The organism is Bradyrhizobium sp. USDA 4341 (assembly GCF_054063755.1).
This window is the reverse complement of record NZ_JBSSGO010000002.1, coordinates 2,520,045-2,533,834: the sequence shown is the minus strand read 5'-3', so window position 1 is coordinate 2,533,834 and position 13,790 is coordinate 2,520,045. Positions and strand designations below refer to the sequence as shown.

Annotated in this window: 11 protein-coding genes; 9 read left to right on the top strand and 2 right to left on the bottom strand. The window is 65.5% G+C overall.

Annotated elements, in window-relative coordinates; genetic code table 11:
* Positions 1 to 118 precede the first annotated feature (118 nt).
* Positions 119 to 1,219, top strand: a complete 1,101-nt coding sequence (locus ACVIGB_RS18070) for a hypothetical protein (RefSeq protein WP_456721611.1) — start codon at positions 119 to 121, stop codon at positions 1,217 to 1,219.
* Positions 1,220 to 1,362: 143 nt separating this feature from the next.
* Here the strand turns inward: ACVIGB_RS18070 and ACVIGB_RS18065 are convergent, their stop codons facing one another.
* On the bottom strand, positions 1,363 to 1,722 hold the full coding sequence (locus tag ACVIGB_RS18065) for a DUF1236 domain-containing protein (protein ID WP_097675302.1): 360 nt from the start codon (positions 1,720 to 1,722) through the stop codon (positions 1,363 to 1,365).
* A gap of 235 nt (positions 1,723 to 1,957) precedes the next feature.
* On the opposite strand from ACVIGB_RS18065, the gene ACVIGB_RS18060 reads away from it, so the two are divergent.
* The 8 genes from ACVIGB_RS18060 (at position 1,958) to ACVIGB_RS18025 (ending at position 10,880) form a co-directional block, all read left to right on the top strand.
* A complete protein-coding gene (locus ACVIGB_RS18060; protein ID WP_084518327.1) occupies positions 1,958 to 2,113 on the top strand; it encodes a DUF3096 domain-containing protein in 156 nt (51 codons plus the stop codon).
* Between the two features lie 91 nt (positions 2,114 to 2,204).
* Positions 2,205 to 5,096, top strand: coding sequence for a pyruvate, phosphate dikinase (gene ppdK, locus ACVIGB_RS18055; RefSeq protein WP_456721612.1), 2,892 nt, complete (start codon positions 2,205 to 2,207; stop codon positions 5,094 to 5,096).
* A gap of 121 nt (positions 5,097 to 5,217) precedes the next feature.
* Entirely contained in the window at positions 5,218 to 5,376 is a 159-nt protein-coding gene (locus ACVIGB_RS18050) for a hypothetical protein (protein ID WP_456721613.1), read from the top strand.
* Between the two features lie 123 nt (positions 5,377 to 5,499).
* Complete coding sequence (locus ACVIGB_RS18045) at positions 5,500 to 6,981, top strand: cell wall hydrolase (protein ID WP_456721614.1); 1,482 nt, start codon at positions 5,500 to 5,502, stop codon at positions 6,979 to 6,981.
* Positions 6,982 to 7,368: 387 nt separating this feature from the next.
* On the top strand, positions 7,369 to 8,613 hold the full coding sequence (locus ACVIGB_RS18040; RefSeq protein ID WP_456721615.1) for an MFS transporter: 1,245 nt from the start codon (positions 7,369 to 7,371) through the stop codon (positions 8,611 to 8,613).
* Positions 8,614 to 8,658: 45 nt separating this feature from the next.
* Positions 8,659 to 9,645 carry an acrylyl-CoA reductase (NADPH) gene (acuI, locus tag ACVIGB_RS18035; RefSeq protein ID WP_456721616.1) on the top strand — a complete coding sequence of 329 codons (987 nt, stop codon included), beginning with the start codon at positions 8,659 to 8,661 and terminating at the stop codon, positions 9,643 to 9,645.
* A 186-nt stretch (positions 9,646 to 9,831) separates the two neighbouring features.
* Entirely contained in the window at positions 9,832 to 10,410 is a 579-nt protein-coding gene (locus tag ACVIGB_RS18030) for a hypothetical protein (RefSeq protein WP_092116049.1), read from the top strand.
* 236 nt (positions 10,411 to 10,646) lie between these two features.
* Positions 10,647 to 10,880, top strand: coding sequence for a DUF6894 family protein (locus ACVIGB_RS18025; protein ID WP_050403167.1), 234 nt, complete (start codon positions 10,647 to 10,649; stop codon positions 10,878 to 10,880).
* Between the two features lie 28 nt (positions 10,881 to 10,908).
* On the opposite strand, the gene ACVIGB_RS18020 is transcribed toward ACVIGB_RS18025, so the two are convergent.
* Entirely contained in the window at positions 10,909 to 13,608 is a 2,700-nt protein-coding gene (locus ACVIGB_RS18020) for a DUF2339 domain-containing protein (protein WP_456721617.1), read from the bottom strand.
* Between the last annotated feature and the right edge of the window lie 182 nt (positions 13,609 to 13,790).

Genomic DNA, 13,790 nt, shown 5'->3' with positions numbered 1-13,790 from the left:
GTCGCGCCAGAAATATTTCGAAACAATTTGCAATTTATTAACCATGCCCTGCGAGGGTCCTGGCGAGTCAACGATTTCTTAAGAAATCGCCCCTCGCGCCAATGCAGGGACCTCCCCGATGACTTCGATCGGCACCACGCCCAATCCCTACGCTCAATACGGTTCGGCCTACGCACGGGCCGCCGCGACGCCCTCGCTGGCGGCGACCTTGTCAGGCGACGGCACCGCCGGCGACCTGTCGGCGTCCGCAACATCGAGCGCTGCAACCAACCTCACGCTGTCGGACGCCGCCCGCACGCAGCTTGCCAAGGCGCCGCTGCCGGATTTTGCGACCGTCACCAATGACGCGCGCGTCACGCTCGACCAGCTCTACACGGTCGCGGGGGTGAAGAAGCCGATCGTCGACGGCAAGACCACGATCGATCTCTCGACACTGGATCGCCGCTCGCTGTTTGCGATCTCGACCAACAATGGCGGCAATTTCACGCCGGACGAGCAGGCGGTCGCCACCACCGAACTGAAGCAGCGCTTCGACAAGGCCTTGGCGCCATCGCTTGCGACCACCCGCCTGACCGGCGACTACAGCGTCAGCTACAAGTCGGCGCTCGACTATCTCGACGGTGCCAGCGAAGAGGAAAAGGCAACCGCGACCTGGGCCAGCCAGCGTGCCGCGGTGCTGAAGGGCTATCAGGCGACGCAGCAGGATCCGAACAAGGCGCCGGCGGGAATTTCAGGCGACCCGATCGCGGCCGCGCTGGCGGGAACCACATCTCCCACGACGGGTAACACGCGCGACTTCAGCGGCGTGGCGAGCGACGTGCGCGCCTTCCTCGATCGGCAGAAGAGCGAGGCGGCGAAGGGCGGCAAGGAACTGGTGTACGATTCCCGCCGCAAGACCGGGCAGCTCGCCGACCTGTCCTCGCTCGACAACCGCTCGCTGTCGGCGATCTCGCTGAACCAGGACAAGAAGTTTTCAGGCGAGGAGATCTTCGCGGCCAAGCAGGAACTCAACACGCGGACGCGCCTTGCCGTGCTCGATGCGCTGAAGCAGAGCCAGTCCGCCGGCGATCCGCGCCAGTTCAGCCTCGGCATCCTCAAGCAATATTCCTCAATGAGCGCTGAGGAACGCCAGGCGGCCAACTGGACGCAGGATTTCCAGGACGCGGCGATCAAGAGCTACAAGTCGACCTCGACGCTGCTCTCGATTCTCAAATCTTAAGCCGCGCGACATTTCCAGCGACAAAAGCGAAGAGCCCCGCCCGGAGGGGAGGCCGGGCGGGGCTTTCTGGTCCGGTCGATCTGCGCGCACATCCGCTTGCGCGGCGCCCGGACTGTTCGTTCAGGCGATCGTGCTAAGCTGAGCTATTCGACGACCTGAACGATCCGCCGCGAACGCGGCTCGACCAGAACGGTCTCGCCATTCACGACGGTGTAGCGATAGGGCGTCGCGCCGAACCGTTGCGGCACGTCGTAATAGGTGACGCCGGCATCCGGCAGCACGGTGCCGACAACGACGCGATCCGGAACGGTGTAGTTCGGCACGCGCTCGCGCACGATGTATTCGCGGAACGCCGGGCGCTGCTCGATCGCGATGCCCTCATCATCCTCGACTGCAACCGGCGGGCCACCGCGGACAACGCCGACGGTCTGGGCCTGTGCGGCAACAGCCGGCACCGTGATCGCAGCAGCAACCGCTGCAACGGCAAGTATTCTGTTTCGCATGGCTCGCTCCATTCTTTTGACGCGCGCGCCGACCTTCGCCGATGCGCACGGCGAGCCAATGCATCTGGTGTGGTGATGTTCCGGAAAAACCGCTGCCACATACGCGGCATTTTGAGGCAATTTTCGTGAGTTGCGGGAACTCTCGGGCCGTGACGGACGTCTTGATGTGGAAACCCCCGCAGCGGATAAACTGCCGCTCGATTCGCTCCTCCCAAAACCGCCGGAGAACTCTTCAATGGTCATCACCGCTGGGCATTTGCCGCACATTGTCGCTCTGATTGCAGGCATCCTGATCCTGATCATGCCGCGGCTGCTCAACTACATCGTCGCGATCTACCTGATCTTCGTCGGGCTCGTCGGGATGGGCCTGCTGCGCTGGCTGCACCTGTAGCGGGAAAGCGGGGTTTCGCGGCTTGCGCGGAACCCCCCAAAATGGTGTAAGGCGCGCATCTTCTACCCCTCTTTTCGGATTGTTGTCTGACATGGCCAAAGCCGTCGCGAAGTCCAAGAAAACTGCCGAGAAAACCGCAGCGAAATCAAAGTCCTCGGCACCGGCCCGGAAGGCCGCGCCGGCGCGCAAGGCGCTGAAGAAGAGCGCCCCGAAGCCCGCCGCCAAATCGACTGCAAAGCCGGCCAGCAAGGCGCCGGTAAAGGCCGTCACCGCTGCGAAAAAGGCGGCTCCGCCAGCGATCAAGGCCGGCAAGTGGGTCTATACGTTCGGCGACGGCAAGGCCGAGGGCCAGGCGACCTTGCGCAATCTGCTCGGCGGCAAGGGCGCCAACCTCGCGGAAATGGCCAATCTCGGCCTTCCGGTGCCTCCCGGCTTCACCCTCCCGACCTCGGTCTGCACCTATTTCTACGACCACGACAAGACCTATCCGAAGGAGTTGAAGGCACAGGTCGAGAAGGCGCTCGACTATGTCGGCAAGCTGACCGGCAAGACGTTCGGCGACGCCAAGAACCCGCTGCTGGTCTCGGTCCGCTCGGGCGCGCGCGCCTCGATGCCGGGCATGATGGACACCGTGCTCAATCTCGGCCTCAACGACCGCACGGTCGAAGCGCTCGCCGAGCTCTCCGGCGACCGCCGCTTCGCCTATGACAGCTATCGCCGCTTCATCACGATGTATTCGGACGTGGTGCTAGGCTTCGAGCATCATCACTTCGAGGACATCCTCGACACCTTCAAGGACGGCCAGGGCTATTCGCTCGACACCGACCTCACCGGCGACGACTGGGTCGAGCTGGTCGGCAAGTACAAGGAGGCGGTCGCCAAGGAGACCGGCCACGACTTCCCGCAGGATCCGCACGACCAGCTGTGGGGCGCGATTGGTGCCGTGTTCTCATCCTGGATGAACGCGCGCGCGGTAACCTATCGCAAGCTGCATGACATCCCGGAATCCTGGGGCACCGCCGTCAACGTGCAGGCGATGGTGTTCGGCAACATGGGCGAGACGTCGGCGACCGGTGTCGCCTTCACCCGCAACCCCTCGACCGGCGAGAGCAAGCTGTACGGCGAGTTCCTGATCAACGCGCAGGGCGAGGACGTCGTCGCCGGCATCCGCACGCCGCAGGACATCACCGAAGAGGCGCGACTGGAATCCGGCTCCGACAAGCCGTCGATGGAAGGCGCGATGCCGGCCGCGTTCAAGGAGCTGACGCGGATCTACACGCTGCTTGAAAAGCACTACCGCGACATGCAGGACATGGAGTTCACGATCGAGCAGGGCAAGCTGTGGATGCTGCAGACCCGCGGCGGCAAGCGCACCGCCAAGGCGGCGCTGCGCATCGCGGTCGAGCTTGCCAATGAAGGCCTGATCTCGCGCAAGGACGCGGTGACGCGGATCGATCCGGCCTCGCTGGACCAGCTGCTGCACCCGACCATCGATCCCGCCGCCAAGCGCGACGTGATCGCGACCGGCCTGCCGGCGTCGCCTGGCGCTGCCTCGGGCGAGATCGTGTTCTCGTCGGACGAAGCGGCCAAGCTGCAGGCCGACGGACGTAAGGTGATTTTGGTCCGCATCGAGACCAGCCCGGAAGACATCCACGGCATGCACGCCGCGGAAGGCATCCTGACCACCCGCGGCGGCATGACGTCGCATGCTGCGGTGGTCGCGCGCGGCATGGGCAAGCCGTGCGTCTCCGGCTGCGGCACCATCCGTGTCGACTACGGCCGCGGCACCATGAGCATCGGCTCGCGCACCTTCAAGACCGGCGACGTCATCACCATCGACGGCTCGGTCGGGCAGGTGCTGGCCGGGCGCATGCCGATGATCGAGCCGGAACTGTCCGGCGAGTTCGGCACGCTGATGGGCTGGGCCGACGAGGTCCGCAAGCTCGGCGTCCGCGTCAACGGCGACACGCCCGATGACGCGCGCACCGCGGTGAAGTTCGGCGCCGAAGGCATCGGCCTCTGCCGCACCGAGCACATGTTCTTCGAGGAGACCCGCATCCGCACCGTGCGCGAGATGATCCTCTCCGAGGACGAGCAGTCGCGCCGCGCCGCGCTGTCGAAGCTGCTGCCGATGCAGCGCGCCGACTTCGTCGAGCTGTTCGAGATCATGAAGGGCCTGCCCGTCACGATCCGTCTGCTCGATCCGCCGCTGCACGAGTTCCTGCCGCACACCCAGGCCGAGATCGAGGAAGTGGCGCGCGCCATGAACACCGATCCGCGCAAGCTCGCCGACCGCGCCCGCGAACTGTCCGAGTTCAACCCGATGCTCGGCTTCCGTGGCTGCCGTCTCGCGATCGCCTATCCGGAGATCGCCGAGATGCAGGCGCGCGCGATCTTCGAGGCGGCCGTCGAAGCCGGCAAGCGCACCGGCAAGCCGGTTGGACTCGAGGTGATGGTGCCGCTGATCGCGACCAAGGCCGAGTTCGATCTGGTCAAGGCGCGTATCGATGCGATGGCCAACGCGGTGATGAAGGAGACCGGCGTCAAGCTGACCTATCAGGTCGGCACCATGATCGAGCTGCCGCGCGCCTGCCTGATGGCGGGCCAGGTGGCCGAGACCGCGGAGTTCTTCTCCTTCGGCACCAACGACCTGACGCAGACCACCTACGGCATCAGCCGCGACGACGCCGCGAGCTTCCTCGGCACCTATGTCGCCAAGGGCATTCTCGAGATCGATCCGTTCATCTCGGTCGATCGCGACGGCGTCGGCGAGCTGGTCAGGATCGGCGTAACGCGGGGCCGCAAGACACGGCCGAACCTCAAGGTCGGCATCTGCGGCGAGCATGGCGGCGATCCCGCGTCGGTCGCGTTCTGCCACGAGGTCGGGCTCGATTACGTCTCGTGCTCGCCCTATCGCGTGCCGATCGCGCGTCTCGCCGCAGCCCAGGCCGCGCTCGGCAAGGAGATCGCCAGCCAGGCGTGAGCGATCAAGTCGTTCAAGGAGTGCGATGGCCGGGACCAAGTCCCGGCCATTTTGCTTATCGGGGTTCGTAGGATGGGTGGAGCGCAGCGATACCCATCAATTGCCTCCGCGTGGAGGGATGATGGGTATCGCTGCGCTCCACCCATCCTACGCGTCGGAATCCTGCGGCGCGCGCAACACTTTGTTCACCATCCTCGTTGACCTGATGTTTACGACTTTCATGCGCCGCGCATTTACCAAGGCGCGTGATGCAACGCGCATCGGATGCGCGATCGCTTGAGTGTAGCGCGCGTGCAACGCCGATTAACTCCGCGGCAACCTAAACAAGTTAGCAACGAGAAAGGTCGAATTGCGCGGATGTACCGCGTTCGATTGCACTCAGTAAGCGTTGCGTGAGCGTACGATGTTTGTGTCGCGTAACCAGCCGAAGGGCGCACGTCTTGCGCTCTTCGGTCTCGGTCTTGGCATCTTCGCACTGATGCCGACCGAGCTCGGATATCAGGATATTGCTTCGCTTTTGGCCCGGCAGCCCGGCGTCGCCGAGCGCTGGCAGAAGCGCGTCTTCGCCTCCGCGGTCGGCTCCATCCAGGTCGCGACCTACAGCTTCGGCCGTCCGATCGGAACATCGGCGCCGCAGGATCCGCAAATCCTGCTCGCACGGCTGGACAGTCCGAGCGCCGACATCACCGGCGCGGTGACGCGCAATCCGATCACAGCAACGCCGCCGCGCTACCAGGCATCGGATTTTCCCAAGGTCGATCGCACCCTGAAGGGCGATCGTCTCGTCGTCGGACGGCCTGACCAGGTCGATCCTGCACAGCCCGCGAACCCGGCTCCGGCGAACGAGGATCCCGCGACATCGAATTCGTCGGTCAAGGGCATGAAGACCGCGACCGCGCCGGCCGACAACGCGCCGCTCGATCCCGAATTGCAGGAGGCGCTGCGTGCGCCGCCGCTGCCGCAATATGTGAAGCCGTCGCCGCAGCAATACGACGTGTCGATGTCGCTCGAGGCCAGCCCGCTCGATGATCTGAAGCCTGTGCCCGCCAAGCCTGCCGCTGCGCCCCCTGTCGATGCAACGCATGCGCGCGACCCGTTTGCATTCAAGACCGCCAGCCTGTTCTTCGGCTCGTCGCTCGGCACGCCCGAGAATCTCGAGCGCTGGCAGCCCGGCGAGGCGCCGGTCGTCGTTGTGCCGGCAGCGCAGCCCGATCCCGACCTGAAGGTGATGGCGTCACTGCCGGTCGATGCCGACGGCCCGGTCAAGGCCGGCGAGATGGGCGAGAGCATCGCGCCGAAGGGCGAGGTCAACGCCGACGACCAGCACACCAAGACGCCGGCGGAGCGGCTCGGCCTGTTCGATGAGAAATCGCGCGCCAAGTCGGAGAAGTGCCTCGCGGAAGCCGTCTATTTCGAAGCGCGCGGTGAAGCGGTGCGCGGCCAGATCGCAGTCGCCCAGGTGGTGCTGAACCGCGCCTTCTCCGGCAAATATCCGGAGACGGTGTGCGGCGTGGTCTACCAGAACAAGAACCGCCACTACGCCTGTCAGTTCACCTTCGCCTGCGACAACATCCCCGACGTCGTCCGCGAGCCCGACATGTGGGACCGCGCGAAGAAGATCTCGAAGGCGATCCTCGACGGCAAATTGTGGCTGCCGGAAGTCGATCGCTCGACCCACTACCACGCCTATTGGGTGCGGCCGTCCTGGGTCAGTGAAATGAAGAAGACGTACAAGTTCGGCGTCCACACCTTCTATCGCCCGCGCGCCTGGGGCGACGGCAGCGACGCGCCGAGCTGGGGCAACCCGGCCGAGACCGCCAAGATCTCGGCGCAACTCGCCGAAGCCGCCCAGAGCTCGGCCGAGCAGGCCAGCGCCAAGCGATAGGTGCCAACCCAACCTCCCCTTGAAAAGGGGAGGTCGCTTTGCTCGTCAGAGCAAAGCGGGTGGGGATCTGGTCTCTCCACGAGCAGCGATGCGTCTGGCTGGCCCCCATCCCGACCTTCCCCCTTTCAGGGGGAAGGAGAAGACGACGTTCCCTGCTATTCGGCATGAGCCGCCGCGATATTCGGGGTTGCCGCGTCGTGACCTCGCGACGTCATTCCGGGATGGTCCGCAGGGCCATGGCCCGGAATGACCGTCGCATATTCTGCAGAGCTGCCTTGCGAGCGAATATTTTTCTCCGCCACCTCTTGGGGTTTTCATGCAGATGCATTAACTCCCCGTAATGTTTCGCGGGGCGGTTCCCCCGCAGCAGTTGCGGGGGAAGACAAGATGGCCGTTACCAGCGGGGATCTCCGACCGACATCCGGCACCTGGCGCACGCCGCTCGTCATCATCGTCTGCGGCTGTGCGATTGCGCTGCTGAGTTTCGGCCCGCGCTCCAGCCTCGGCTTTTTCGTGCAGCCGATGGGCCGCGAATTCGCCTGGGGCCGCGACGTGTTCGGCCTTGCCATCGCGCTGCAGAACCTGTTGTGGGGCCTCGGCCAGCCGATCGCAGGCGCCATTGCCGACCGCTTCGGCCTGCTGCGCGTGATGGTCGTCGGCGCCTTGCTGTACGCCGCCGGCCTGCTGCTGATGCGTTACTCGACCACTTCATTGTCGCTCGACATCAGTGCCGGCGTGCTGGTCGGCTTCGGCCTGTCGGGCTCGTCGTTCAATCTGGTGCTGGCGGCGTTCAGCAAGCTGTTGCCGCCGGAGAAGCGCGGCATCGCGCTGGGTGCCGGCACCGCCGCCGGTTCGTTCGGCCAGTTCCTGTTCGCGCCGTTTGGCGTTGCGATGATCGACAATTTCGGTTGGCAGACCGCGCTTGTCGTGTTCAGCGCGCTGATGCTGCTGATCGTGCCGCTCTCGCTCGCGCTTGCGACGCCACCCGCCGCGACCGCCAACGAGCCGGCCGCCGACCAGCAGTCGTTCAAGACCGCGCTTGCCGAAGCCTTCGGCCATCGCTCCTATGTGCTGCTGGTGCTCGGTTTCTTCACCTGCGGCTTTCAGCTTGCCTTCATCACCATCCATCTGCCGGCCTACCTGGCCGACCGCGGCATTCCGGCGACCACCGGCGGTTGGGTGGTTGCGGCGATCGGCCTGTTCAACATCGTGGGCTCGCTCAGCGTCGGCTGGCTGCAGAACTTCTTTCCGAAGCGGTACCTGCTCTCGGTGATCTACTTTTCGCGCGCGCTGGCGACCGTCGCCTTCATCTCGTTCCCGGTGACGCCGTTCTCGGCCATTGCCTTCGGCGCGGTCTCGGGGCTGCTGTGGCTGTCGAGCGTGCCGCCGACCTCGGCGCTGGTCGCACTGATGTTCGGCACCCGCTGGTTCTCCACCCTCTATGGCTTCGCCTTCGTCAGCCATCAGGTGGGCGGCTTCCTCGGGGTCTGGCTCGGCGGCGTCGTGTTCGAGCAGTATGGTTCCTACACGCCGATCTGGTGGCTGTCGGTGCTGTTCGGCGTGCTGTCGGCGCTGATCAACCTGCCGATCGTCGAAAAGCCGGTCGTGCGCCCGGTTGCGCAGCCTGCCTGATGGGTTAAACACTCCCCGAAACCAGAATTACGGGGAGTGCTCATCGTGGCAACGTTCAAGGCAATCAGGATCGACAAGGCGGACAAGGGTACCACCGCCGCTCTGACCCAATTCGACGACGCGGACTTGATGGACGGCGACGTCACCGTCCGCGTCGAATGGTCGACGCTGAACTACAAGGACGGCTTGGCGCTGACCGGCAAGGCGCCGGTGGTGCGCCGCTTCCCGATGATCGCCGGCATCGATTTCGCCGGTACGGTCGAACAATCCAGCCATCCCGACTGGAAGGCGGGCGACAAGGTCGTCTGCAATGGCTGGGGCATGGGCGAGACCCATCTCGGCGCCTACGCCGAAAAGGCCCGCGTCAAGGGCGACTGGCTGGTGCGGCTGCCGGACGGGATTTCGGCCCGCGATGCAATGGCGGTCGGCACCGCCGGCTATACCGCGATGCTCTCGGTGCTGGCGCTGGAGAAGCACGGTCTCACGCCGAAGAGCGGCCCGGTGGTGGTGACGGGCGCCGCCGGCGGCGTCGGCTCGGTCGCGATCGCCGTGCTCTCGAAGCTCGGTTACCACGTCATCGCCTCGACGGGCCGGATGTCGGAGGCCGACTATCTCAAGGGGCTCGGTGCCACCGAGGTGATCGACCGCGCCGAGCTGTCGGGTGCCCCCAAGGCGCTTGCGAAGGAGCGCTGGGCCGGCGGCGTCGATAGCGTCGGGTCGACCACGCTCGCCAATCTGCTTTCGATGACCAGGTATGGCGGTGCCATCGCGGCCTGCGGCCTGGCGGCCGGCATGGACCTGCCGTCGTCGGTCGCGCCCTTCATTTTGCGGGGTGTGTGCCTTCTCGGCATCGATTCCGTGATGTGCCCGATCGAGCTCCGCAGGACCGCCTGGCGCCGCCTTGCCAGCGATCTGGATAAGGCGAAACTGGCTGATATCACTCATGAAATCGCCTTGGACGAAGTCATGGGGTATGGTGCGAAAATCCTCGGTGGCCAGGTCCGCGGCCGGATCGTGGTAAAAATAGTCTGAGGACGTTCAGACTTTACCAACCAAGCTGCTCCAATGTTGCCACGGTTGGTATGGTAAGCAGCGGGTAAAGAGACTTGCAGCATGATCCCGGGGGGCCGGGTTTCCTCGCGCAGACGTCGAGAAGCGTTGGTGCGGGGATCATGCTCAACAAGGAGCGGGTGCCCGCGCTCGTAAGTGGAGTAGCTCATGCTTGCGCGTTTGGTGTTGGGGGCCGTCACGGCCGGAGCGATGGTCGTGCCGGCATTCGCAGGCGCGATGAACGCCGATGAGGCCCGCAAATTCGTCGCCGGCAAGGTGTTCGCATTCACCTGTTTCGACGGCACCCGCGGCGCCGGCCGTATCCTCGACGATCTGGGCGCCACAGGCTCGATCCAGTTCTCCGGCTCCGGACCTATCCGCCACGTGCGCCTGCCCGGCAATACGCTGCAAATCCGCGGTCAGAGCGTGTGCGCGTCGCTGAAGGGCATTCCGTTCGAACCTTGCTTCAATCTCGACAAGCAGGACGACCGCACGTTCCGCGGCTCGGTCTCCGGCATGGGCTTCGCCTACTGCGATTTCCATCACCAGGGCGGCCAGCAAATGCTGATGGCACGCGCGGTGGCGCGTCCGCGCTCGCTGCACCCGCGCACCCGATCAGCGGATGCCTCGCCGACCGAAGTGTCGCGCGTCGAGACACCGCAGGTCGGAAGCGCGAAGCTCGAGCCGGTCAAGGCCGAGCCCGCCAAGGTCGAGAGCGCGCCGGAATTGCGCCGTTCCACCGACTAGAGCCTATCCGTTCCGATTGAATCGGAACGGGCTCTAGATTCTTGTTTTGACGCGTTTTCTTCACGCGAACCGGTATCCACTTCGCTCGAAAACGCTCTAACGTCTCATCTGCGCGCTAGCGGGAATAACGCCAAGCCGTAGTCATACGGATGGCGGTCGCCACGCGTTGATAGCTACTCAATAGCCTAGCGTTCGCCGACAGGCGGGATGACGAGGGCACCGATTTGAGTAGTCATATGGCGCAATATTTTTTCCGTATCAGTGATGGCGATTACGCTGGTGCGTCCGACCACGCGACGGAGTTCGAGAGCCGTGACGTGGCCTGGGCCGAGATGACCAAGGTCTGCGGTAATTTCCTTGGCAGCATTTCGCGCAACATGAAGCAAGACAGCGAATGGCACATGGAGCTGCTCGACGAGAGCCGGAAGCCCGTGTTCAGGATTCGGCTGGTTGCCGAATCCGTCGACTGAGGCTTTTCGCCGTTCAGGACAACAAGCTTCAGGCCCCAGCCTGCGGGACCGGCGGAGCGGCCCGCCTGCGGAACAGGATCCGCTGATACAGCCAGCCGATCGCGACCAGCACAATGCCAAGGCACATGAACGACAGCGCCCGGTAGACACCCGTGAGCGTCGACATGTCGACCAGGAACGCTTTCAGGATCGTAAGCCCGATCACCGCGGCGGAGGCGAGCCGCGCCCGCTGCGAGTTGACGACGATGCCGATGCCGAGCAGCACGACGCCGAACATCAGCCAGGCGATCGAATAGGTGTATTGCTCCGCGCCCGTGGTCTCGCCGCGCGTCAGCACCGGTCCATGATAGAGCCTGCGAATTTCGAACGTGACGTAAGCGAGCGCAAGCACCAGCGCGCCGGCGGCGATCGTGTTGGCGTATGCAGCGGGACGATGCCCCGCCACCGCGTAGGACAACAGCAGCGCCAGCACGGCCGGCAATGCATAGCCGAGCAGCAGCAGATTGATGAAGCTGCCGCCGACGTCCTGCCACCACAGCATCGGGTTCTCCAGCCCCAGCAGCCCGAACAGGCTGGCAAGCCCGGCGAACGCGGTCAGCAGCACCGCGCCGACATTGTGGACGATGCTGCCGCTGCGCAGCCGCAGCCGCTCCAGCCCGATCGCCATCGCGAGCGTTACGCCGACCTGCAACGCGACTTCGGTCAGTCCGGCGCTCTCGCGATAGACGTCGCCGGCATTGACCGCATGACGGATCTCCATGAAGGCGAGCAGCACCGTGAACAGGATCGCAGCGGATTCGACCATGCGCAGCGGGACGTCGTCGCCGCTGCGGCGCAGGAAATGACTTGCCGCCCAGAATGACAGCGCCGGGACGCCATAGCCCCACAGCAACCAGTTGAAGATCGGCGTGGTGCCGACGGCGTCGCCCGCGATCCGCGGCTCATAGCCGATGCGCAGCACCACGATGCCGGCCAGGATCGCGGCGAGCCAGCGCAGGAACGGGATCGGCCGCTGCACCGACAGCCATGCCGTGCCCATCGACACCAGCGCCAGCGCGATGGTGAGCCAGCCCTTGTCGAGTGCGAAGGTCAGCGCCAGCGCCAGCGAGGCGAGGGCGCCGGTCGCCGACAGCGCGATCGAGGGCGACAGCTCCGGCCGCTCGCCGCGGCGGGTCAGTGCTTCGGTCGCGGCCGCGTAGGCGGCGGCGAGCAGCACGGCGAGGATCGCGAACGGGATCGAGCGATCGAGATGCGCGATGCGCGCATAAAGTGCGACCAGCAGTGCGACCGGCGTGAACACGGCTGCCGCGGCCCAGGTCACCGTGATCTTCGTGGTGGCAAAACGCAGTTGCGCGAGGAAGCCGGCGATGCCGAAGGCGGCGGCGAACAGCGCGGCGGTGACGAGATGCAGCGAGACCGAGCCGTCGGTCGCGGACGGGCCGATGCCCGGGATCGCACCGCCCGGCAGCACCAGCATGTCGACGTTGCGGCGGACGGCCCACTCGCCGAACACGATGAAGACGAATGCGGACGCGGCGGCGATCGCGCCGGCAGCGGCGGGCGCGCGCCAGGCCACGACGAGGCTGGCGGCTGTCAGCAGCGCAAAGCCGATCATCGCGCTGTCGGCGTGCGCGCTGTTGAGCACGATCAGCATCGCGCCAAACAGATAGGCTGCGAGCGAGCCGGATGAGATCGGCTCGATCTCCTCGCCATCGCCGTCGGGGCCGAACATGAAGCCGCAGACCACCAGCAGCGCCGCCAGCACGAAACCCGCGATCACGTGGAAGACGTGCGGCGCGATCACCTCCGGCCCGCATTGCAGGCACGGGAGGGTCCACAGCAGCGCGAACGCGATCGTCGTGACCGCAAGCCATCGCCACAGCCGGATCCGCGCGAGGCCGAACGCCGCCGCCGTGACGATCGCAAGATAAATGTAGAGCGACCAGAAGTCGGGTTTGTCGGAGGAGACCAGGATCGGGGTGACGAAGGCGCCGACGATGCCGAGCCCGGCCAGCGCTGGCCCGTGCAGCAGCGCGGCCGCGAGCGTGCCGAGCGCGACCATGCCGAGCAGGATGAAAGCGGTTGCCGGCGCGAGGAAGTCGTACAGCGCATAGGCGGCGTAGACGGTGGCGAACGCCACCGCGGTGCCGGCGGCGGTGAGGATCGCCGGAATGTTGGCGATCGGCAGTGCCGCGATGCTGGAGATGCTTTCTTGGCGCCGCGTCCATTCACCGGCGCCGAGCAGGGCGAGCGCGAACAATCCGCCGAGCAACGTGCGCACGCCGGGGCCGAGCAGCCCGGCCTCGATCGAATAGCGCACCATGAAGAAGCCGCCGAGTGCGAGCGTCAGGCCGCCGATCCACACCACCCAGCGCGTGCCGAGCGTCTCTTCGAAGCCGGGCTCCGGCTGCGGCGGGGCGGGCGGTTCTGGCAGCGGCGGTGGGGCGGCCGCGTCCGCGGTTGCCTCTGCACGCGCATCCGGCTGGCTCGCAGCCGCTTCGGGGAGCGGCGGCGGCGCGATGGGAGGCGCCGCCGGAAGCGTCTGCTCGAACGCCTCGAGCGGCGTCAGCGGCGGCGGCACGGCCGTCCGCGCGGCGGCCACAGCTGCGGCCTCGATCGCATCCAGCCGGCGCTGCAGCACCGCAATCTGGCCCAGCGCCTTGCGCGCAAAGATGATCGCGACAATGGCGATGACGAGCGTGAGGAAATCGAACGGCGAATCGAACATTGGGCCTCCGGCGGGACGCGCCGGACCATCGGCCAGCCGGCCGCCCGTCGCAACCTAAAGCATGATCCGGAAAAGTGTGTGCGGTTTTCCGAAAAGATCATGCTCAAATCAAAGAACTAGAGCGGGATGACGATTCGAAGAACAGTCATCCCGCTCTAGTAGTGCAGTTGAGCGGACTGGAA